This window comes from Streptomyces sp. enrichment culture, assembly GCF_964272855.1.
Classification (GTDB): Bacteria; Actinomycetota; Actinomycetes; order Streptomycetales; family Streptomycetaceae; genus Streptomyces.
Genome location: NZ_OZ186847.1, coordinates 1,411,762 through 1,432,941, shown reverse-complemented (window position 1 = coordinate 1,432,941; position 21,180 = coordinate 1,411,762). Strand labels below are relative to the sequence as shown.

At 73.9% G+C, this 21,180-nt stretch carries 16 protein-coding genes, 1 tRNA gene and 3 pseudogenes; 18 read left to right on the top strand and 2 right to left on the bottom strand.

Annotated features, from left to right (window positions below; all coding sequences use genetic code 11):
* Positions 1–110: 110 nt before the first annotated feature.
* The 7 genes and pseudogenes from ACSU6L_RS06180 to ACSU6L_RS06150 all read left to right on the top strand — a co-directional run.
* Positions 111–195 (top strand) — tRNA-Leu (locus tag ACSU6L_RS06180).
* Positions 196–264: 69 nt separating this feature from the next.
* Positions 265–747, top strand: coding sequence for an AAA family ATPase (locus tag ACSU6L_RS06175; protein ID WP_437054328.1), 483 nt, complete (start codon positions 265–267; stop codon positions 745–747).
* Between the two features lie 149 nt (positions 748–896).
* Positions 897–2,003: a Ku protein gene (locus ACSU6L_RS06170; RefSeq protein ID WP_437054326.1), complete on the top strand. Its 1,107-nt coding sequence runs from the start codon at positions 897–899 to the stop codon at positions 2,001–2,003.
* A 113-nt stretch (positions 2,004–2,116) separates the two neighbouring features.
* Complete coding sequence (locus tag ACSU6L_RS06165) at positions 2,117–2,965, top strand: MBL fold metallo-hydrolase (protein ID WP_437054324.1); 849 nt, start codon at positions 2,117–2,119, stop codon at positions 2,963–2,965.
* Between the two features lie 151 nt (positions 2,966–3,116).
* Entirely contained in the window at positions 3,117–4,148 is a 1,032-nt protein-coding gene (locus ACSU6L_RS06160; RefSeq protein WP_437054322.1) for a hypothetical protein, read from the top strand.
* Between the two features lie 166 nt (positions 4,149–4,314).
* A pseudogene (locus tag ACSU6L_RS06155) lies at positions 4,315–4,571 on the top strand (DUF6895 family protein); the annotation flags it as partial.
* 58 nt (positions 4,572–4,629) lie between these two features.
* Positions 4,630–5,406, top strand: a pseudogene (locus ACSU6L_RS06150) (serine hydrolase domain-containing protein); the annotation flags it as partial.
* Positions 5,407–5,453: 47 nt separating this feature from the next.
* On the opposite strand, the gene ACSU6L_RS06145 reads toward ACSU6L_RS06150, so the two are convergent.
* Complete coding sequence (locus ACSU6L_RS06145; RefSeq protein WP_437054320.1) at positions 5,454–6,824, bottom strand: carbohydrate-binding protein; 1,371 nt, start codon at positions 6,822–6,824, stop codon at positions 5,454–5,456.
* 224 nt (positions 6,825–7,048) lie between these two features.
* Positions 7,049–8,167, bottom strand: a pseudogene (locus tag ACSU6L_RS06140) (alkaline phosphatase D family protein); the annotation flags it as partial.
* Between the two features lie 248 nt (positions 8,168–8,415).
* Between ACSU6L_RS06140 and ACSU6L_RS06135 the strand changes: the two are divergent.
* The 11 genes from ACSU6L_RS06135 to ACSU6L_RS06085 all read left to right on the top strand — a co-directional run bounded on the left by ACSU6L_RS06135 (position 8,416) and on the right by ACSU6L_RS06085 (position 21,138).
* A complete protein-coding gene (locus tag ACSU6L_RS06135) occupies positions 8,416–9,759 on the top strand; it encodes a hemolysin family protein (protein ID WP_437054318.1) in 1,344 nt (447 codons plus the stop codon).
* The gene (locus ACSU6L_RS06130) at positions 9,756–10,769 is read left to right on the top strand and encodes a hemolysin family protein (protein WP_437054316.1); all 1,014 of its coding nucleotides are present in this window, start codon (positions 9,756–9,758) and stop codon (positions 10,767–10,769) included. Before ACSU6L_RS06135 ends, ACSU6L_RS06130 begins: the two co-directional genes overlap by 4 nt.
* Positions 10,770–10,968: 199 nt before the next feature.
* A complete protein-coding gene (locus ACSU6L_RS06125) occupies positions 10,969–12,306 on the top strand; it encodes a hemolysin family protein (RefSeq protein WP_437054314.1) in 1,338 nt (445 codons plus the stop codon).
* Positions 12,303–13,322 (top strand): hemolysin family protein, encoded by a 1,020-nt coding sequence (locus tag ACSU6L_RS06120; protein WP_437054312.1) that lies wholly within the window; start codon positions 12,303–12,305, stop codon positions 13,320–13,322. The genes ACSU6L_RS06125 and ACSU6L_RS06120 overlap by 4 nt, the downstream gene beginning before the upstream one ends.
* Positions 13,323–13,468: 146 nt before the next feature.
* Positions 13,469–15,055 (top strand): ABC transporter substrate-binding protein, encoded by a 1,587-nt coding sequence (locus ACSU6L_RS06115; RefSeq protein ID WP_437054310.1) that lies wholly within the window; start codon positions 13,469–13,471, stop codon positions 15,053–15,055.
* A gap of 20 nt (positions 15,056–15,075) precedes the next feature.
* Positions 15,076–16,044 (top strand): ABC transporter permease, encoded by a 969-nt coding sequence (locus ACSU6L_RS06110; protein ID WP_437064786.1) that lies wholly within the window; start codon positions 15,076–15,078, stop codon positions 16,042–16,044.
* Between the two features lie 100 nt (positions 16,045–16,144).
* Complete coding sequence (locus ACSU6L_RS06105; RefSeq protein ID WP_437064784.1) at positions 16,145–16,945, top strand: ABC transporter permease; 801 nt, start codon at positions 16,145–16,147, stop codon at positions 16,943–16,945.
* A 107-nt stretch (positions 16,946–17,052) separates the two neighbouring features.
* Positions 17,053–17,979: an ABC transporter ATP-binding protein gene (locus ACSU6L_RS06100; RefSeq protein WP_437064782.1), complete on the top strand. Its 927-nt coding sequence runs from the start codon at positions 17,053–17,055 to the stop codon at positions 17,977–17,979.
* The gene (locus ACSU6L_RS06095; RefSeq protein WP_437054308.1) at positions 17,972–18,655 is read left to right on the top strand and encodes an ABC transporter ATP-binding protein; all 684 of its coding nucleotides are present in this window, start codon (positions 17,972–17,974) and stop codon (positions 18,653–18,655) included. Before ACSU6L_RS06100 ends, ACSU6L_RS06095 begins: the two co-directional genes overlap by 8 nt.
* A gap of 235 nt (positions 18,656–18,890) precedes the next feature.
* Complete coding sequence (locus ACSU6L_RS06090) at positions 18,891–20,780, top strand: ATP-binding cassette domain-containing protein (protein WP_437054305.1); 1,890 nt, start codon at positions 18,891–18,893, stop codon at positions 20,778–20,780.
* A 133-nt stretch (positions 20,781–20,913) separates the two neighbouring features.
* Positions 20,914–21,138, top strand: a complete 225-nt coding sequence (locus ACSU6L_RS06085) for a hypothetical protein (RefSeq protein ID WP_073942680.1) — start codon at positions 20,914–20,916, stop codon at positions 21,136–21,138.
* Positions 21,139–21,180 lie beyond the last annotated feature (42 nt).

Sequence of the window (21,180 nt, the reverse complement as noted above, 5' to 3'; positions counted from 1 at the left end):
GCCCCGGGGTGGCCCAGGGGTACGGATACGCAGGTGAAAGGCACTCCGAAACCTTGGTATTGTTGTCCATGTCGCCGCGGGGAACACCCCCGAAAGGCGACAGACACCTAGTCCGGGTGGCGGAATGGCAGACGCGCTAGCTTGAGGTGCTAGTGCCCTTTATCGGGCGTGGGGGTTCAAGTCCCCCCTCGGACACAGATCACGAAATGGTGGTCGGGAGCGATCCCGGCCACCATTTCGTGTCTTCGTGTCATGGTGGCTGGTATGACGACGGGACTGGATGTCGCGGTGCTCGTCGGGCTGCAGGCGTCCGGGAAGTCGACCTTCTACCGGCGGCGGCTGTCCGGCCGGTACGCGCTGGTGAGCAAGGATCTCTTCCCGCGAGGCGCCCGCAACAAGCAGCGGCGGCAGATGCGGCTGGTGGCGGAAGCCCTGGCGGCGGGCAGGCCCGTGGCGGTGGACAACACCAACCCGTCCCCGGAGGAGTGGACCCCGCTGGTGGAGGCGGCCCGCGCCCACGGTGCCACGGCGACGGCGTACTGGTTCCCCCCGGACCTCACCGGGTCGCTGCGCCGCAACGCCGCCCGCGAGGGCCGCGACCGCGTGCCCGACGTCGGTGTCCTCGCGACGCTGACGCGTCTGCGTGAGCCGTCGCCCGACGACGGCTTCGATGCCGTGCTGGAGGTGCGGTTCGACGGGCGCGGGGACTTCGACGTGCGGGCGGCCGGGGAGCGCAGCCACCAGTAGGCCCGGCCGAGCCCGGTTCCCGGCCCTCTCGCCCACAGCTTGCCCCGTGCGGCCCACCCGGCGCGCGCCCGTGGGAAGGGTGGGCCAGCGTGGAGGGCAGGCAGGGAGCACCCGTGCGGGGTGCTCCGGGAACCCTGAGGAGCGGACGGATGGCCCGGGCGATGTGGACCGGCGTGATCACGTTCGGGCTGGTCAGCGTGCCGGTCGGCCTGTACGCGGCGACCGAGGAGCACGCCGTCCGCTTCCACCAGCTGCAGCGCGGCACCTCCGACCGCATCCGCAACCGCAGGGTCAACGAGCGCACCGGCGAGGAAGTCGCCGGTGACGACATCGTCAAGGGCTTCGAGGTGGGGGAGGGCGAGTACGTCGTCATCGAACCCGACGAACTGGACGAGATCGCGCCCGGCCGCTCCCGGACCATCGAGATCTCCGACTTCGTCGAGCTGGAGGAGATCGAGTCGGTCTACTTCGACCGCACCTACTACGTCGCCCCGCGCGGTGGAGAGTACCTGAAGGTGTACGAGCTGCTGCGCGCGGCGCTGGCCGAGTCCGGCAAGGTGGGGATCGCCACCCTCGTGATGCGCGGCAGGCAGTATCTGACCGCTCTGCGGGCGGAGGCGAAGGTGCTGGTCCTGCAGACCCTGCACTGGGCCGACGAGGTCCGCGACCCCGGCCGGGAGCTGCCCGAACTGCCCTCGGGCCGCGCCGGGCGCGGCAAGGAGCTGGACATGGCGCTGCAACTGGTCGAGGCGCTGAGCGGGCCGTGGGACCCGTCCCGCTATCACGACACCTACCAGGAGAAGGTCCGGGAACTGGTGCGGGCGAAGGCGGAGGGGCAGGAGATCACGCCCGCGGCGACCGACGTCATCGACCTGATGCAGGTCCTCCAGGGCAGCATCGACCGCGCACGTGACGGCGGCGGCCGGCGGAAAGAGCGCGGCGAACCCCAGGCGGCGGCGTCCCGCAGGAAGACGCGGAAGCCGAAGGAGACCGGTGGGAAGGCCGGTACGTCCCGCGCTTCGAAGAGTCCCGGCGTGGCTTCGAAGAGTCCCGGTGCGGCCTCGAAGAATCGCGGCGTGGCTTCGAAGGGCTCCGGCAGCGCGTCGAAGAGCGAGCTGGGCAAGCTGAGCAAGGCGGAGCTGTACCAGCGGGCCACCGATCAGGACGTCGCCGGCCGGTCGAAGATCAGCCGGGATCAGCTGATCGACGCGCTCGCCCGAGCCGGGCGCCGAAGAAGGAAGACGGCGGCGGCCTGAACCAGGGCGCCGCCCACTCACACTGACGAACCGACGCGGCGACCGACGGTTGGCGGCCGACGGCCGGCGCAGACCCGAATGATCACGCCCGACAGGGGGTACTCCGTGTGCCCGTGGACGACGACATCACCGACGGCGCGGTCGATCTCCACTTCATCGGCAACGCGACCGTTCTACTGCGCTACGGCGGGCTCACCCTGCTCACCGACCCCAATTTCCTGCACCGCGGAGAGTACGCGTATCTCGGTTACGGGCTGCTGAGCCGCCGCCTGACCGAGCCGGCGCTCGGCGCGGACGAGCTTCCACCGCTGGACGGGGTCGTCCTGTCGCACCTGCACGGTGACCACTGGGACCGCCGGACCAACAGGCGGCTGGACCACACCGTGCCCGTGCTGACCACGCCGCACGCCGCCCGCCGTCTCCGGGTCGTGCACCGCTTCCCCCGCACCGCGGGGCTGCGCACCTGGCAGGGGCTCACTGTCCAGCACGGCGACGCGCAGGTCCGGGTGACGGCGCTGCCGGGACGCCACGCGGGGCATCCCGTGCTGCGCGGCCTGCTGCCTCCGGTGATGGGCAGCATGCTGGAGTTCGGCCCCGTGGGAGGGCCGGTCCGGCTGCGGCTGTACATCTCCGGCGACACGCTGGTCTACGACGGCCTCGACGAGATCGCCCGCCGTTTCCCGGCCGCCGACCTGGCCGTTCTGCACCTGGGCGGCACACGCCTTCCCGGTGGCTTCGTGGTGACCATGGACGGTGTCCAGGGCGCGGAACTGGCCCGGCGCCTCGACCCCCGCCGCATCCTGCCGATCCACTACGGGGACTACACGGTGATGCGGTCGCCCCTGTCCGCGTTCCTCACCGAGACGGAGGCCATCGGACTCGGCGACCGCCTCGTCCACTGCCACCACGGCGAACGCGCACGGATCAGCCCCGCACGCGGGGCGGCGCCGACGGTCCTCTGAACCGGTCCCCCGAACGCCGGGACCGCCGACGAACGCGCCCCGCCCGACGGCTGTGTGTCCGGCAGGGCTACAGTCGGTCGGCCGCCGACGCGCGGCGCGGCTGGAACTCAGGGGATCGGACGGGAGCACAGTGGTGGCGCCGAGAAGACGAGTGAGCATCGGGATCGCCACCGGGGTGGTCGTGCTGGCGGTCGTCGGGTGCACGATGGCCGTCGTCGGGGACGACGGCCGGCGGTTGCATTCCCGTGCCTCGTACGACCCGTTCCGCGGCTCGGCCGCCGCTGAGGAGTGGGTCGCCCACGGCGACCACGCCGCCGTCATCCACGTCACCGGGGAGAAGGCGGGGGAGCCCGACCCGAGGGACGGCGACTACATCCCCCGGACGGTCACCGCGAACGTCACCGGGGTCGTCTGGTCGCGGCCCGGGGCGCCCCGGCTGCCAGAGCGGATCACGCTGCGGGTGACCGGCTGGTACGGCACCCTCTGGGGCGGCAGGGAGGAGGCCGCACGCCAGGGGGCGTCCCGTCTGGAGCCCGGTCACACCTACCTCGTGGGGCTCGCCGGCCTGGAGCGCGGGGTGGAACTGATCGGTGACGACGCGGCCCTGCCCTACGACGCGGGGACCTTCGGCCGGGGCGAGTTCGAGGGCCGCTCCATCGGCCCCGACGCGTATCGCCGGGCCGTCCGGGGGCTGCCCGAGGACGCGGTCGCCGAGTTCGCCGTCGGGGAGACGTACAACCGCCGGACCCTGCGGGACGTTCAGCGGCTGCTGGAGAGCACTTCGCCGCTGAACGTCTACCGGCAGGCGGCGTTGGACGGCCTGTACGCCGACCTGAACCTGGACCGCGAGCCGGACGACCACGCGGACGAGGGGGTCGGTGACCTCCCCGGGCGGATCCGCCGTCAGGTCTCGGGGCTCGACTCCGGCACCGACCACTTCCTGTCGGTCGTCTGCCGCGGGCGGGGCACGGCCGTCAAGGTCCGACTGACCGTCAACGGGACGACGGACACCCGCGAACTGCCGTGCAACACGGGCAACGAGCTGATGGCCGTCAAGCGGCCGCGGGGCGAGGTGACGTTCGAGATCGCCTCCGTGGGGACCGACGCGGGCGCCGTCGCCTGGAACGTCTCGGAGGCCCCCGGCGGCGCCGGTACGCGACAGCCCGACGGGCGCCCGGAGTAGAGCGTTCCGGACATGTGGTGACGGCCGCTCGGGGGTCGAACTCGTCCCGACGGCGCACCGGTGCCGGACACTCGGGCGTGGTCTCCGCCACGAAGGGCAGACCACACCGGAGGCAAGGTTCTGCACCGCGCCCCGGTGCTGTTCGGCACCCCGCCCGACGTCGCGGGAACGCTGGGACCTGCTCGGCGAACTCCTCGTCGTCGACGCCTGCCTGTCCGGCCCCAGCCTCGACGAGCGCGCCTGGGAGAGCTTCGCCACCGCCCAGCGCTCCGACGGCGCCATGCCCGCCGTACGGACCATGCCCGAGGGGGCGGTCCCGACGAGGTGTTCGACGTCGTCTACCACCCGACGCTGGTCGCCGCCTTCGCCTCCGTCATGGCGACCTCACGCGTCCTCACCGAGCTGGCCCGGCCCGCGTCATGAGCGACGGGACCACGCCCTGGCCGGGCGACCCCGACGACCTCCAACTCGTCCGGCGCGCCTGCTGACGGGCGGCGAACCGGCCGCCGCCTCCCTGGACCCCGGCCGGCGCGACGGCCGGGACCCGGTGACGCCGGCCCACCTCGTCACGCACACCGCGGGACTGCCCGCCCTGCCCCGCGACTTCCACGTCCGCGGCCTGCCCGCCTGGCGCACCAACCCCTACGCCCGCTACCCGGCCGACCGGGTCACCGGCGCCTTGCTGCGGCACCGGACCGGGCACCGGCCCGGCACCCGCTGGCACTACTCCGACTTCGGTGTCGCCGTGCTCGGCCACGCCGTGGCCGCGGCGACCGGCACGCCGTGGGAGGACCTCCTCGCCGCGCACGTGCTGCGCCCGCTCGGACTGCACGGCACCGCGCTGCGGGCGGCGGACGACCCGGGGACCGACGCGGCCGGGGGCGCCGGGGACGGGCGTACGCCCGTCCCCGCGTTCGACGCCGGCGGATTCACGGCGGCCGGGGCGGTCCGGGCCACCCCGCACGACCTGCTGACCTTCCTCGAAGCCCATCTCGACCCGAACGGCGTGCCGCGGGCGGTGCGCACACCGGTGCTGCGCCGGGGGCTGGGGCACCGGCATGTGGACACCGTGGCCCGGTTCCGGCATCCGGCGCCGGGCGGACCGATGTACTTCCACTGCGGCGCGACCCTCGGCCAGCAGGCGTTACTCGGTTTCCGGCCCGACACCGGCACGGCTCTGGCCGCGCTGTGCACCCGCCGCTTCCGGCACCGCGACCCGTTCGTGACCACGGCGTACGGCCTCCTCACGGAGCCATGACACGAGGTCCGGTCCGGGGGACCCCCCCCGCACCGGACGCACGCCTCCTAGAGGCGCTGCCAGAGAGCCGGTGTCGTCTCCGGCGCCCACCCGCCCTGCGCCTGGTGCGGCTGAAGGCACTGGTACCGCACTCCCGCGTGGGTCACGGTCGAGCCGATCGCGTAGACACGGCCCGTGGTCCACGCGTCGACCGCGTTGTCCTGCGGGGTGGGCGCGCTCTGCGCGGCGGCCGTCTTCAGGGTGAGGCCGAAGCCGTCGAGGATCGGGTTCACCGGCTGGAAGAAGGTGGTCCCGCCGGTGGCGCAGTCGCCGCTCCCGCCGGAGGTCACGCCCTGCGCCTGGACGCCCGCGACGTAGGGGCCGCCGGAGTCGCCCGGCTCGGCGCACACCGTCGTCCGGGTGAGGCCGTCGACGGTGCCCTCCGGGTAGCTGACGCTCGTGCCGTGCTGCTCGACCGTCCCGCAGTGCCACCCGCTGGTCGACCCGGAACGGCACACGGACGCCCCGACGAGCGCCTGGACCGACCCCGTGACCTGCACCTTCTGGCCGCCCGCCGCCTTCACGTCGGGGGTCGCGGTCCAGTTGCCGTTGACGCCCACCCACGCCATGTCCCGGCCGGGGAACGTGGAGCTCCGGAACGTGCCCTGGGCGGCCTGGTTGAAGCCGGTGGTGACGGCGCCCGGCGAGCCGCAGTGGCCCGCGGTGACGAAGCCCTGCTGCTCGCCCTTGGTGACGGAGAAGCCTACCGAGCAGCGCGAGGCGGCGTCGATGTAGAAGGCGTCACCGCCGGTGATGTTCTCGTACAGCCGCGGCCGGTTCGCCGTCACCCGCACCGTGACCCACCGCGGGTCCAGCCCGGACACCTTGACGAAGCCGTCGCCGGAGGCCTGGTCGGTGGCCTCCAGCACGACCCGGTTGCCGGGCACGTCGACGTACCACAGCGGTGTGTTCCGGGTGTCGGTCAGCAGGGACGCCTTGTCCAGCTGGGCCTTCACGGCACGCAGCCGGGCCAGCGGGTTGGTGACGACCGCGGCCTTCGCGCCGCCGGCCTCGATCGCCGGCACGTCCCTGGCGTCGGTGGTCGCGACGGTCAGCTCCTCGGCGGCCGAGCCCCGCACCCAGGCACCGGCGAACCGCTCGCCCAGCGCGTTGCGCAGCCGGCCCGCGCGGGTGCCGGCCTCAGCCTCGTTGACCAGCCGTGTCCGCGCCTGGGCCGGCGTCAGCCCGAGGTCGCGTTCCAGGGCGAGCAGCATCTCCTTGGACGGCTTGGCGGCGCCGAGCGTCTGCGCCGCGCTGGGGGCGGGCCCGGCGGCGGGCGCGGGATCGGCCCCGGCGGCGGACGGGAGTCCGGCGAGGACCAGTGCGCCGAGGACGCTGAGGGCGGCGCGAGGCCGGGTGACGGTTCGTCTGCGGGCCATGCGGGCTGTCTCCTTCGCTCGAGGGGAGGGGGCAGGGGCGGGGCGGAAGGGGAAGGGGGAGGGGGAGGGGGAGGGCAGGACGGGGTAGGCCTTGCCCCGCCGGTCGGCGGCGATGTCGTCGGTGACGTGCTTTCGCGCTTTTGGTGCGGCGCGGGGCGCCATGTGCAGTAGGCCGTGTCAGGGGGTGCGGCGGGTGAACGGGAGGGCGGCGGCCTCATGGAGAGGGTGAGGGTGCGCGCCGGGTCGTCCGACTCGGGGCCCGGAACGCTGGGCCGGTCGCCGTAGGCCTGGTCGGAGCGGTACTGCCGGGTGTCGAGCACGTCGAACTGGGCGAGGGTGCCCCAGCGGAGCCGGCGGTACAGCCGCGCGTCCGGGCCCTGCGGCAGCTGTGCGGCGCGCAGCGGCTGGTTCTCCCAGTACGCGCGGTAGGCGGCGGCCCGCCGCAGCAGGAACTGCTCGGGCGGGGACGTCGTTCTCGGCGACGGAGTTCGCGTAGTTGTTCTCGGTCTCGTGGTCGTCCCAGGCGACGACGAAGGGGTGGGCGGCGTGGCAGGCCCGCAGGTCCGGGTCGCTCTTGAACAGCGCGTACCGCATCCGGTAGTCCGCCAGGGTCGTCGTCTCCCGGTCGAAGACGTCCGGGAGCGTGCCGGCGGCGTACCCGCGCTCCCCGGCGGAGGAGTCGACGGGGTACTCGTACAGATAGTCGCCGAGGTGGAAGACCAGGTCGACGTCCTCCTGCGCCAGATGCCGGTGGGCGGTGCAGAAGCCGTCGGAGTACGCCTGGCAGGCGACCGCGGCCAGCCGGACCCGCGGCGTGGCGGCACCCTGGGCGGGTGCGGTGCGGGGCGGCCCGCCGGACTGATCCAGGTGCCGGTGCGGAACCGGTAGTAGTAGTGGGTGTCCGGGTCGATGCCCTGAACGTCGACGTGCACGCTGTGCGCGTACTCCGGGTGGGCGACGGCGGTGCCGGTGCGGACCACGATGGCGAAGAACTCGTCGACGGCCAGCTCCCATTCCACGGTGATCCGCTGCTGCCCGAGCCCGCCGTCGGGCTCGTAGGGCGTGGGCGCGAGCCGGGTCCACAGCACCACCGAGCCGGGCAGCGGGTCGCCCGAGGCGACGCCCAGGGTGAACGGGTCCTAGGTGCTCCGGGCGGCGTCGAGCCGGGGCGCGGCCATCGCGCCCCTGGCCGGCAGGCCGGTGCCGAAGGCGAGCGCGGTGGCCGCGGCGGCCACGGTGAGGAAACGACGGCGGGCGAGATGCGGGGCGGCGGAACGCCAGACGGCGTCGGCGGGGGCGGAAGGATGCTCGGGCAGGCCTGGGTGACGGCCTGTGGGCGCCATCTGATGTCCTCTCATCACGCGGATCGTCACACGGAGTCACGCGGAGTGCACATGCTGAGCAGGCAAGAAGTGCAATTCGTGGGTGGCTTGCGAGTGACGTGGTCCCGCCTTTGCGAGTCCTTTACAGTGGACGCGCAAGCAGGTGACCCTATGAGAAGGAGCGACGGACCCCCGATGGGTGAGCCTCCCAGTACCAGCCGTGCCCTCCCCCGCCGGACTCCCGGAGCCGAGGGAAAGGGGGTGGCACGGTGACCGAACTCCTGCTGCTCCTGCTCGCCCTGCTGCTCACGCTGGCCTGCGCGGTCTTCGTCGCCGCCGAGTTCTCGCTGACCACCGTCGAACGGGCCGACCTGGAGCGGGCCGTGGAGGCGGGCGAGCGCGGCGCCGACGGCGCGCTGAAGGCCGTACGCCGGCTGACCCTGCAACTCTCCGGCGCCCAGCTCGGCATCACCGTCACCTCTCTGGTCATCGGCATGCTGGCGGAACCGTCCCTCGCCGCACTGCTGCGCGGACCGCTGCGCGCGGCCGGCCTGGGCGGCGCCGCCTCGCCGGTGGCGACGCTGCTCGGTGTGGCCGTGTCGACCGTCGTGCTGATGGTGGCCGGTGAACTGGTGCCGAAGAACTGGGCGATCTCCCGTCCGCTGGCCGTCGCCAAGGTGGTCGCGGGTCCGCAGCGCGGCTTCACCGCCGCGTTCGGCCCGTTCATCCGCCACCTCAACGACACCGCGAACCGTGTCGTACGCCGCTTCGGCCTGGAGCCCGCCGACGAACTGGCCTCCGCCCGCACCCCGGACGAACTGGTCGCGCTCGCCCGGCACTCGGCCGCCGAGGGCGCCCTGGAGGCGGACTCCGCCGAGCTGTTCGTGCGCACCCTGCACCTGGGCGAGCTGACGGCGGAGAACGTGATGACACCGCGCGTCGACGTCAGGGCTCTGGAGGCGCACGCGACTGCCGCCGACGCCGCCCGCCTCAGCCACGCCACCGGACTGTCCCGCTTCCCCGTCTACCGCCACACCCTCGACGAGGTCGTCGGCACCGTCCACATCCGCGACGTCCTCGCCCTGCCGCCAGGGCGTCGGGCCGCCACCCCCGTCACGGAACTGACCACCGAGCCGCTGCTGGTGCCCGACAGCCTGCCCGCGGACCGCCTGCTGGAGCGGCTGCGCGCGAGCCGCACCATGGCCGTGATCATCGACGAGTACGGCGGTACGGCCGGGGTGGCCACCGTGGAGGACATCGTCGAGGAGGTCGTCGGCGAGGTCCGCGACGAGCACGACCCCGTCGAGCCCCCCGGCCTGCTGCCCGCCCCGCACACCGGGGACGGCCGCGCGGTGTGGGAGGCGGACGGCGGCGTACGCCTCGACCAGCTCGCGGAGACCGGGCTCGCCGCGCCCGACGGGCCGTACGAGACCCTGGCCGGACTGATCGCTACCCGGCTCGCCCGCATCCCCGTCAAGGGCGACACCCTCGACCTCGACGGCTGGCGGCTGGAGGTCCTGGAGGTCGACCACCACCGCGCCGACCGGATACGCGTCACCGGCCCGGCCGGCTCCGCCACCCTCCCCGCATCTCTCACCAAGGACGCGCGATGACCGCCCTGCAGCTCGCCGTCGGCGCCCTCACCCTCCTCACCAACGCCTTCTTCGTCGGCGCCGAGTTCGCGCTGATCTCCGTGCGCCGCAGCCAGATCGAACCCCGCGCGCAGGCGGGCGACACCCGGGCCCGGATGACCCTGTGGGGTCTGAAGCACCTCTCCGCGATGATGGCGACCGCCCAGCTGGGCATCACCGTCTCGTCCCTGGTGCTGGGCGCGGTCGCCGAGCCCGCCATCGCCCGGCTGCTGGAACCCGGCTTCGAGGCGGTCCACCTCCCGCACGGCCTGGTCCACCCCGTCGCCTTCGTCGTCGCCCTGGCCGCCGCCACCTATCTGCACATGCTGATCGGCGAGATGGTCCCGAAGAACGTCGCCCTGGCCGCCCCGGTGGGCACCGCCCTGCTGCTCGGCCCGCCGCTGGTCGCGCTCACCCGCGCGCTGCGGCCGGTCGTGTTCGGCGTCAACGCCTTCGCCAACGCCCTGCTGAGGCTGCTGCGCGTCGAGCCGAAGGACGAGGTCGCGTCCGTCTTCACCGACGACCAGCTGGCCCGCATGGTCGTCGACGCCAGCGAGGCCGGACTGCTCAGCCCCGCCGACGGCCGGCGGCTGCGCGACGCGCTGGAGCTGGGCGCCCGGCCGGTCGGCGAGATCCTCGTCCCGGCCCGCGGCATGCGCACGGTCGACGCCTCGATCACCCCCGCCCGGCTGGAACGGGTGGCCGCCGAGGCCGGATTCTCCCGCTTCCCCGTCACCGGACCCGGAGGCACCCTGCTGGGCTACCTCCACATCAAGGACACCCTCGGCGTCACCGACCGTGACCGGCCCTTCCCGCGCACCGCCCTGCACCGCGTCACCCGGGTGCGGATCGACACCCCGCTCGACGACACCCTCACCGCGCTGCGCGCCGACGGCGGCCATCTCGCGGCCGTGGTCGGCGAGCGCGGCCAGGTGATCGGGTTCGTGACCATGGAGGACGTGCTGTCCGAGCTGGTCGGCCCCGCGGCCTGAGGCATCCGCGGGACCGGACACACCCGCCGGGACGGCCCGGCGGGTGCGGGAACAACGTTCCGGCCGGAATCGTTGTCCGGATATCCACCGAGATGAGGAGTCACTGCTTGTCCGCCAGATCGACGGACCCCTCGGGGCACAGTCCCCGACCATCCCGCCAGGAACCTCCTGAGCACGGCACGCGGCGGGGTGGTGTTCGATGAGTGCCGTGGAGGCCTGGCTGGGCGTGCTGGCCGTGTTCGTGCTGACCGCGGGCACCGGCTACTTCGTCGCCCAGGAGTTCGCCTACGTCTCCGCCGACCGGCTCGCCCTCGCGAGGGACGCCGAGGCCGGGGACCGCGGGGCCGCCCGCGCCCTGAAGGTGCTGGAGCGCCTGTCGTTCATGCTCTCCGGCGCCCAGCTCGGCATCACCGTCACCGGACTGGTCGTCGGCTTCATCGCCGAGCCGTCCGTCTCCGCGCTGCTGCGGCCCGCGCTGACCGGCGTCGGCATCCCCGACGGCGCCGTCACCGGCATCTCCGTCGTGCTCGCGTTCGTGCTGGCCACGGCCGTGCAGATGGTGCTGGGCGAGCTGGCCCCGAAGAATCTCGCCATCGCCGTGCCGGAACGCCTCGCGAAGACGCTGGCCGCCTCGACGCTCGGCTATCTGAAGGTCGTCGGACCGGTGGTGCGGATCTTCGACGGGGCGGCGAACCGGCTGCTGCGCAAGGCGGGCATCGAACCCGTCGAGGAGCTCCACCACGGCGCCACCCTGGAGGAGCTGGGCCACCTCATCGGCGAGTCGCACGAGCAGGGCCACCTGCCGCGCGGCACCGCCGACCTGCTCGACCACGCCCTGGAGTTCTCCGAGCGGACCCTCGACGAGGTGATCGTGCCGCGCGCCGACGCCGTCTTCGTCCGCAGGGACGCCACCGCCGCCGAGGCCGTCGACCTCATCGGCAGGCACGGCCACTCCAACTACCCCGTCCTCGGCGACCACCCCGACGACGTCGCGGGCGTCCTCGGCGTCCGCGAGCTGATGGCGCTGCCCGCCGGCCGGCTCGCCGGGACCACGGCGGGCGCTCTCGCCCGGCGGCCGCTGCTGCTGCCGGACACCCTGCCGCTGCCGGACGCCGTGGAGCGGATGCGTGAGCGGGACGACGAGTTCGCCGTCGTCCTCGACGAGCACGGCGGCGTCGCCGGCCTCGTCACCTACGAGGACATCGCCGAGGAACTGGTCGGCGACATCGCCGACGAGTCCGACACCGTCACCCAGGTCGCCGTCGCCGACGGCGCCGGCTGGCTGGTGGACGCCGGACGCCGCCTGGACGAGGTGGCCGAGGCGACCGGTGTCGCACTGCCCGAGGAGGACGACTACGACACCGTGGCCGGTCTGGTCGTCGACCGGCTGGGCCGCTTCCCGGCCATCGGCGACCGGATCACGGTTCAGCTGCCCGACGGCGGCGGCGCGGTGATCGACGTACGCACCCTCGACCGGCACGTCCCGGAGCGGGTCCGGATCGAACGGCTCGCCCCGGCCACGGAGGAACAGGCATGAGTTTCCCGACGGCGCTCTTCGTCACCGTCCTGCTGCTGATCGGCAGCGGCTTCTTCGTGGCGGCCGAGTTCGCGCTGGTCGCCGCCAAACGGCACCGCATGGAGAAGGCGGCGGCCGAGGGGCGGCGCGGCGCCGGGGCGGCGCTCGCCGGCATGCGTGAGCTGTCGCTGATGCTGGCCGGCGCCCAGCTCGGCATCACCGTGTGCACCCTGGGCCTCGGCTCGGTGTCCAAGCCCGCGATCTCCCATGAACTCGATCCGCTGCTGCACCGGCTCGGCCTGCCGAGCGCGGTCAGCTACGGCGTCGCGTTCGCCGTGGCCATGATCGTCGTGGTGTTCCTGCACATGGTGGTCGGCGAGATGGCCCCCAAGTCGTGGGCGATCGCCCACCCGGAACGCTCGGCGATGCTGCTGTCCCCGCCCTTCCGGGCCGTGGTGAAGGCCGTACGGCCGCTGATCCGGGCGCTGAACGCGCTCAGCAACGGTCTGCTCCGGCTGTGCCGGGTCAGCCCGCGCGACGAGCTGGCCTCCGTGCACAACCGGGAACAGCTCACCCACCTGGTCACCGAGTCCGAGCGGCTCGGCCTGATCAGCGCCACCGACTCGGAGCTGCTGACCCGTTCGCTGACCGAGCCGGAGACCCCGGTGCGGGACCTGCTGGTGCCGGCCGCCGCGATCAACTCGGTCGACGGGGCCGCCGACGCCGACGAGATCCTGCGGCTCGCCGCCGCCGGCGACCGCACCCGGCTCCTCGTCCGCGAGCACGGCGCCGTCCTCGGCTCGGTGCACGCCCGCGACGCCCTCGTGGCCCGCGCCCGGGGCCGCAGCACCAGCGCCCGCTCGCTGGCCCGCCCGGTGCCCGAGCTGACCGAGGACGCCACGGTCGCCGACGCGATCGACCTGCTCCGCAGGCGCCGCGCCTCCCTCGCCGTGGTCCGCGACCCCTCGGGCCGGCTCACCGGCCTGGTGAGTCTGGACGACCTGCTGAGCCGCTTCCTGCGCCCGCGCACGGTCTAGATCGTCTCCCGCCCCCGCGCCCGCCCTTGATCATCGGGTGTTCCGGCTGGTCGGGGCGGGGGCGGACTGGTACCGAAGGGCCTTCGTGACCTTTAATTGCCATCGATATGCAACAACGACATGGTGGCGGTAGGGGTGTGAGGTCCATGACGGCCCGTCGGATACGAGGTGCCGCCGTCACGGCGGCGTTGACCGTCGGGGTCGCCGCGTGCTCGGCGCCCGGCGACCCGGCGGGCGACGGCAAGGCCGCCGAGTCAGTCGTGATCGGCGTCGCCACCGAGCCGGAGACGCTCAGCCCGCTGCTGGGCTACGGCAAGGACGGCAACTCCAAGATCTTCGACGGGCTGCTCGCCCGGGACGCCGACCTGAAGCTGAAGCCGGCCCTGGCCACCGCCCTCCCGGAGATCGCCGACGACGGCCGCACCTACACCTTCACCCTGCGCGACGGCGTGAAGTTCAGCGACGGCGAGCCGCTGACCGCCGACGACGTCGTCTACACCTACGAGACCGTCCTCGACGCGAAGACCAACAACACCGCCAAGAGCGAACTGGCCGCCGTCGACAGCGTCCGCGCGAGCGGCGACGACAAGGTCGTCTTCACCCTGAAGTACCCGTACGCGCCGTTCGCCGCCCGCACGGTCCTGCCCATCGTCCCCGAGCACATCGCCGGGAAGCAGGACCCGAACTCCGGGTCCTTCAACACCGAGCCGGTCGGCACGGGACCGTACGTCCTCACCCGGTGGAGCAAGGGCGAGAAGCTCACCTTCAACGCCAACCCGCACTACTGGGGCCCCGCGCCGAAGGTGAAGTCGTTCACCATGGCGATCGTCGCCGACGACGACGTGCGCGCCACCCGCCTGCGCTCCGGCGACCTCGACGGCGCCGTCCTGCCGCCGAACCTCGCCGCCACCTTCGAGGGCGAGAACGGCAAGCGCACCTACGAGGCGAGGTCCTACGACTTCCGCGCCGTGACCCTGCCCACCGGGAACCCCGTCACCGGCGACCGCGCGATCCGGCAGGCCCTCGACGCCGCCGTGGACCGCGAGGCCATGGTCGACAAGATCCTCGACGGCGCGGGCCGCCCGGCGTACGGGCCGCTGCCCGCCGACGACCCCGCCTTCGCCGACGGCATCGAGCGCACCCGGGACCTCGGCAGGGCGAAGAGGATCCTCGACGAGGCGGGCTGGAAGGCCGGCGACGACGGCATCCGCGCCAAGGACGGCCGCCGCGCCGCGTTCACCCTGCTGTACCCGTCCGGCGACAAGGTCCGCCAGGACCACGCGCTCGCCTACGCCTCCGACGCGAAGAAGGCCGGCATCGACGTCGAGGTGGAGAGCGCCACCTGGGAGGTCATCGAGCCGCGCATGGGCGAGGACGCGGTCCTCGCGGGCTTCGGCAGCGTCGGCGACCCCGACTTCGGCCTCTACACCCTGCTGCACTCCTCCCTCGCCGGCGACGGCTTCAACAACATGGCCCGCTACCGCGACCGGACCGTCGACGAAGCCCTCGACACCGGCCGCCGCACCCGCGTCCCCGCCGAACGCGAGGCCGCCTACGACAAGCTCCAGCGCGCCCTGGTGAAGGACCCCGGCTACACCTTCCTCACCCACATCGACCACCTGTACGTCCTCGCCGACCGCTGGGACGGCCTGACCACCCAGCTGGAGCCGCACGAGCACGGCTTCGCCAGCGGCCCCTGGTGGAACATCGAGGACTGGCAGCCCGAGCGATGACCACACCGCCCTGGGGAGCGATGGCACGGCTGGCCGGACGACGGGCCCTGTACGCGGGGCCCGTCCTCCTGGCCGTCACCTTCGGCGTCTTCGCGATCGCCGCCGCCTCCCCGTTCGACCCCGTCAAGGCCTACGCCGGCACCGCCGCGCTCGGCGCCGACCAGGAGACCCTGGACCGGCTCCGCGGCAACCTCGGCGTCGACGAGCCGTTCCCGGCCCGCTGGTGGGACTGGCTGACGTCCGCGCTCACCGGCGACCTCGGCCACTCCAGCGTGCTGCGCCAGCCGGTGACACAGGTCATCGGCGAACGCCTGGTGTGGTCCGCGCTGCTGTGCGCGGTCGCGTTCGCCGTCGCCGTGCTGCTCGGCACGGTCCTCGGCGTGCTCGCCGCCCGCCGCCCCGGCTCCCTCCTGGACCGGGCCGTCACCTCGCTCGCCTACCTCCTGGAGGCCGCCCCGGTCTTCTGGATCGCGCTGCTCGCCGTCTGGCTGTTCGCCCTGCAATGGGACCTCCTCCCGGCCGGCGGCCTCACCGACCCGGCCAGCGAACACGTCACCTTCGGGCAGGTCACGAGCCACCTGGTGCTGCCCGCCGGGGTCCTCGCCGTCTCCCAGCTCCCGTGGTTCACGCTGTACGTCCGCCAAGGCGTCGGCGACGCCCTCGCGGAGGACCCGGTGCGCGGCGCCCGCGCCCGCGGCCTCGGCGAACGCACCGTGCTGCTCGGCCACGCCCTGCGCTCCGGCCTGCTGCCGGTGCTCACCCTGATCGGGTCCCGGGTGCCCGAACTCATCACCGGCGCCCTGCTGGTGGAGAGCGTCTTCAGCTGGCCGGGCATCGCGGCGGCCACCGTCCAGGCGGCCACGGCCGTCGACTTCCCGCTGCTGGCCGCCCTGACCACGCTGGCCACCGCCGCCGTCCTCGTCGGCAACCTGCTCGCCGACCTGCTCTACGGACTGTTCGACCCGAGGGTGAAGCTCAGTGACATGTGACGCCCCGGCACCCGCCGGACCGAAGTCCCCGCCCCCGGCCGAGCCCGCGTGGCGGTCGTACGGCGGCAGGCGCCGCGCCACCCGTGCCCTGCGGGTCCGGATGTCCGCCGTCGTGCTGGCGGTGACCGTCCTCGCGGTGCTGCTCGTGCCGCCGCTGGTCCGGCTCGACCAGCAGGCCGTCCAGCTGGCCGACAAACTCCTGCCCCCGTCCCTCGCACACCCCTTCGGCACCGACGACGTCGGCCGCGACCTGCTGCTGCGCTGCGTCCACGGGCTGCGCGTCTCGCTGCTCGTGGGCCTGGCGGCCGCCCTCACGGCCACCGTGATCGGCACCGCCGTGGGCGCCCTCGCCGGAGCGCTCGGCGGCTGGGCCGACCGGGCCGTCATGCGGGTCGTCGACACCCTCTCGTCCGTCCCGCACCTGCTGCTCGGCATCTTCGTCGTCGCCATGTTCCGGCCCGGCGTCTGGCCGGTGGTCGTCTCCGTCGCCGTCACCCACTGGCTGTCCACCGCCCGGATCGTGCGCGCCGAGGTGCTGTCCCTGCGCTCCCGCCCGTTCGTCGACGCCGCCGTCAGCGGGGGAGCGACCCGGTGGCGGGTCACCGTACGGCATCTGCTGCCCGCGGTGCTGCCGCAGGCCGCGCTCGCCGCCGTGCTGATGGTGCCGCACGCCATGTGGCACGAGTCCGCGCTGTCCTTCCTCGGACTGGGCCTGCCCGCCCACACCGCGAGCCTCGGCACCCTCATCCAGGGCGCCCGCGGCTCCCTGCTCGCCGGGCAGTGGTGGCCGACCCTGTTCCCCGGCCTGTTCATCATCCTGCCCACCCTCGCCATCGCCGGGCTCGCCGGCGCCTGGCGGGAGCGGATCAATCCCCGCCGCCGATCGGAGCTGATGCTGTGAACGCGGACAAGGCCCCGAACGAACTCGCTGCCGCGCGGGAGGGCGGCGGTGCCGCGACCGGCCGCTCGCCCGTCCTGTCGGTGCGCGGACTGTCGGTGCGGTTCCTGATGCCCGGCGGACGCCGGGTCGCCGCCGTCAGCGGCGCCCACTTCGACGTCGCGGCCGGCGAGTGCCTGGCGCTGATCGGGGAGAGCGGCTGCGGCAAGTCCGTGCTCGCCTCCGCCCTCCTCGGCCTGCTGCCCGGCAACGCCCAGACCGCCGGGCAGGCGATGCTCGGCGACCTCGACCTGCTCGCCGCCGACGAGCGGACCCTGGCCCGCACCGTGCGGGGCCGCCTCGTCGGCCTCGTCCCGCAGAGCCCGGCCGCGCACCTCACCCCGGTGCGCACCGTCCGCTCCCAGCTGGCGGAGACCGTCGCCGCGCTCACCTCGGTCCGCGGCCGGGACGCGCTGCGCGCCGCCGCGGAGCGGGCCGCCGAACGCGCCGCGTTCCCCGCCGACCACCTCGACCGGTACCCGCACCAGCTCTCCGGCGGTCTCGCCCAGCGCGCCGCCACCGCCCTCGCCCTCGTCGGGGACGCCCCGCTGCTGCTGGCCGACGAGCCGACCACCGGCCTCGACCGCGACCTCGTCGACCGCACGGTCGACGAACTGCGGCGGCACCTCGACACCGGGGCCGACGCCGGCACCGGCCGGGCCCTGCTGATGATCACCCACGACCTGGCCGCCGCCGAACGCGTCGCCGACCGGGTCGCGGTGATGTACGCGGGCCGCATCGTCGAACTCGCCGACGCCGCCGCCTTCTTCGGCGCACCCGGCCCCAGCCACCCCTACAGCCGCGGCCTGCTCGACGCCGTGCCCGACCGCGCCTTCACCCCCATCCCCGGCATGCCCCCCGAGCTCGGCGCCCTCCCCGACGGCTGCGCCTTCGCCGCCCGCTGCGACCGGGCCGACGACCTGTGCGCCACGCTGCCGCAGCTCACCGGCACGGCCGCCTGCCACCATCCGTACGTCCCCGAGGACCTCCGTGCTTGAACTGCGCGACATCACCGCCGGATACGACCGGCAGGCCCCCGCGGTCCGCGACGTCTCCCTGGCCGTCGCCCCCGGCGAGGCCGTCGGCCTGCTCGGCCCCAGCGGCTGCGGCAAGTCCACCCTCGCCCGGGTCGCCGCCCTGCTGCACCGCCCCGACGCCGGGACCGTCGTCCTCGACGGCACCCCCGTACGCCGGTGGCGGCACCGGGCGCCCCGCTCCCAGCGCACCGCCTTCGGCGTCGTCTTCCAGCAGGCCCGGCTCTCCGCCGACCCCCGGCTGTCCCTCGCCGACCTGATCGCCGAGCCCCTGCGCGCCACCGGCCGGCGGGCCGAGGCACCCGAGCGGGTCGCCGGCCTCGCCGCCACGGTCGGCCTGACCGCGGACCTGCTGACCAGACGGCCGCACGAGGTCAGCGACGGCCAGCTGCAACGCGCCTGCCTGGCCCGCGCCCTGGTGCTGCGCCCGCGCTGGCTGGTGTGCGACGAGATGACCGCGATGCTCGACGCCTCCACCACCGCCGCCCTGGTCGCGGTCGTCGAGGAGTACCGCGCCGCCACCGGCGCCGGCCTGCTCGCCGTCGGCCACGACCCCGTCCTGCTGCGCCGCTGGTGCGACCGCACGGTCCACTGGCACGACCTCCGCGCGGACGGACCCGCACCCGCGAAGACCGGGTGAGCGGAGCGCACACCGGGCTGAAAACCCACCGGTCACACCCGCCACGAGCACCGGCGTTTCGGTCACCCACGGTCCGCGCGGAGGCCGTGCGGCACCGCGCCCGGCGCCGCGGCGCCCCCGGAACACGGGCCCGCGCGTCGTCCGGAATCGAGCGCGTTCGATTCGCCCTCCGCCTCGTTGAGCCGGGCACCGCCGGACCATCCAGGTGCGGCGCCGACCCAGAGGAGGGACGCAGGTGACCGATTCCGACACCGCGACAGAGAACTCCGGCACACCGCCCCCTCCACCGCCGGCCCCGATCGACTACTCGGGGCAGTTCGGCAGGAACCCGCTGGAGGACGCCGGCTTCCGCAAGATGTGCGGGCGGCTGCCGTCCGTGCTCGGCCAGACCGCGCGCATGGCCTGGGCCGTCGACCGCTCCGCCGTCCTGCTGCTGCTCGGCTGCCAGGTCCTCACCGGCGTCGCCGCCGCCGGCGTCCTCGGTTTCACCGCGCGGGCCATGACCCACCTCCTCGGCACCGGCGTGGTGCCCGAACGCCTCCAGGCCGCCCTGCCCGACCTGGTGATCGTCGCGGCCGCCGCCGCGGCGGGCCGGGCCGGCAGCGCGCTCGCCGCCTACGCCGACGGCCGCATCACCCCGCGCCTGACCACCGAGGCCGACGTCGCGCTGGTGTCCGCCGTGTGCCGGGTCGAGACCTCCGCGTACGGCGTCGACGGATTCGCCGACCGGCAGGAGGCCGCCGAGGTCGGCGTCGTCCGCACCACCTACATGGTCAGGGACGCCCAGCGGTTCATGGCCTCCCTCGTCCGCATGACCGCCGCGGCCGGCGTCATCGGCGCCCTGCACTGGCTGATGCTGCCGCTGCTGCTGCTCGCCGTGCTGCCCGCCGGCCTCGGCGCGGTGCTGTCCGCCGGCGTCGACTACGCCACCCATTACCTCAACGTCGGCGACCGCAACGTCCGCGGCATGATGCGCTGGTGGGCCACCAACCCGCGGCACGGCGACGAGGTGCGCGCCAACGGGATGACCGGCTACCTCGTCCACTGGTACCGCGCCCTGTCCGAACGCATCGACCGGCGCACCCTGACCGCCGCCCCGCGCATGCTCCGCATCGTCCTCGCCACCTCCGCGCTCGGCGGGGTGTTCCTGCTCGTCACCTGGGCCGCGCTCGCCTGGCTCGCCGCGACCGGCCGGGTCGCCCTGCCCGTCGCCGCCACCGCCGTCGTCGCCGTGCAGACCACCCTCGCCGCGCTCGGCCAGCTCGTCCAGCACGGGGCGGCGATGTTCCACACCTCCCTCTACCTCGCCGACATGCGCTCCTTCCTCGACAAGGCCGCGGAACTCGCCCCGAAACGAGGTGACTCGACCATCCCGGAGCGAGTGGACGAGATCCGGCTCGACGAGGTCGTCCTGCGCTACCCCGGCAAGGACGAGCCCGCCGTCGACGGCATCTCCCTCACCCTGCGCCGCGGCGAGATCGTCGCGGTCGTCGGCGAGAACGGCTCCGGCAAGTCCACCCTGACCAAGCTCCTCACCGGCATCCTCCTGCCCGACAAGGGCCGCGTCCTGTGGGACGGCGTCGACCTGGCGCGGGTGCGGCCGGACGCGGTGTGGCGGCGCACCGCGCTCGTCCCGCAGAACTTCGCCTGCTGGCCGCTGCGGGCCCGCGAGAACGTCACCCTCGGCCAGCCCCGCACCTACGACGACGGGCCCGTCTGGGACGCCGTCGACGCGGTCGGCATGCGCGACGCCGTCGAACGGCTGCCCCGGCAGCTCGACACCCTGCTCGCCCGTGAACTCTTCGGCGGCGTCGAGCTGTCCGGCGGCCAGTGGCAGCGCCTGGTGTGCGCCCGCGCCCTGTACCGCCGCACCCCGCTGCTCATCCTCGACGAGCCCACCTCGCAGATGGACCCGCGCGGCGAGCACCGGATCTTCCTCGAGATCAAGCGCATCGCCGCGCAGCGGATGACCGTCGTCGTCACCCACCAGCTGGAGAACACCCGCCTCGCCGACCGGATCGTCGTGCTGCGCGACGGCCGCGTCGTCGAGCACGGACACTACGACGACCTGGTCCACGCGGGCGGCCTCTTCGCCGAACTCGTCGCCCTCGCCAAGGACCGGTGACGCGGGCCCGCCACCGGTTCCCGTGAGATGCGGACGCGTCCCCACGGGAGCACCATGAGAAGGGGAGCCACGCCCGGTCGGGCCCCGACCGGCGGTGCAAGGTCTCAGGTCTCGGGTCTCCCGTGGGGACGACATGTTCCAGCTCATCCGCACCATCAGCGGCATGGACCTGGCGGCCCGCCAGGCGCCCGTGTTCGCCGTCTCGTTCGTGATCGCCGCCCTGTTCTACAAGTTCGGGAACTTCGCGCTGGAGGCGGTGGCGTTCCTCGCCACCTGGTTCGTCCTCGACGCGCTGGTCGAAGGCGTCCGCTCGGCGCTGCGGCACTTCTGGAAGGTCCGCCCGCAGCACGGCGGGTAGGGCACCGGAACGGCCTGCGGTGACCGGGGAGTTCCCGCGTGG

What these genes read in the sequence shown, in the direction of transcription:
- ACSU6L_RS06175 (WP_437054328.1), top strand. Translation starts at nt 265, where the DNA reads ATGACGACGGGACTGGATGTCGCGGTGCTCGTCGGGCTGCAGGCGTCC.
- ACSU6L_RS06170 (WP_437054326.1), top strand. Translation starts at nt 897, where the DNA reads ATGGCCCGGGCGATGTGGACCGGCGTGATCACGTTCGGGCTGGTCAGC.
- ACSU6L_RS06145 (WP_437054320.1), bottom strand. Translation starts at nt 6,824, where the DNA reads ATGGCCCGCAGACGAACCGTCACCCGGCCTCGCGCCGCCCTCAGCGTC.
- ACSU6L_RS06130 (WP_437054316.1), top strand. Translation starts at nt 9,756, where the DNA reads ATGACCGCCCTGCAGCTCGCCGTCGGCGCCCTCACCCTCCTCACCAAC.
- ACSU6L_RS06125 (WP_437054314.1), top strand. Translation starts at nt 10,969, where the DNA reads ATGAGTGCCGTGGAGGCCTGGCTGGGCGTGCTGGCCGTGTTCGTGCTG.
- ACSU6L_RS06120 (WP_437054312.1), top strand. Translation starts at nt 12,303, where the DNA reads ATGAGTTTCCCGACGGCGCTCTTCGTCACCGTCCTGCTGCTGATCGGC.
- ACSU6L_RS06115 (WP_437054310.1), top strand. Translation starts at nt 13,469, where the DNA reads ATGACGGCCCGTCGGATACGAGGTGCCGCCGTCACGGCGGCGTTGACC.
- ACSU6L_RS06110 (WP_437064786.1), top strand. Translation starts at nt 15,076, where the DNA reads ATGGCACGGCTGGCCGGACGACGGGCCCTGTACGCGGGGCCCGTCCTC.
- ACSU6L_RS06105 (WP_437064784.1), top strand. Translation starts at nt 16,145, where the DNA reads ATGTCCGCCGTCGTGCTGGCGGTGACCGTCCTCGCGGTGCTGCTCGTG.
- ACSU6L_RS06100 (WP_437064782.1), top strand. Translation starts at nt 17,053, where the DNA reads ATGCCCGGCGGACGCCGGGTCGCCGCCGTCAGCGGCGCCCACTTCGAC.
- ACSU6L_RS06085 (WP_073942680.1), top strand. Translation starts at nt 20,914, where the DNA reads ATGTTCCAGCTCATCCGCACCATCAGCGGCATGGACCTGGCGGCCCGC.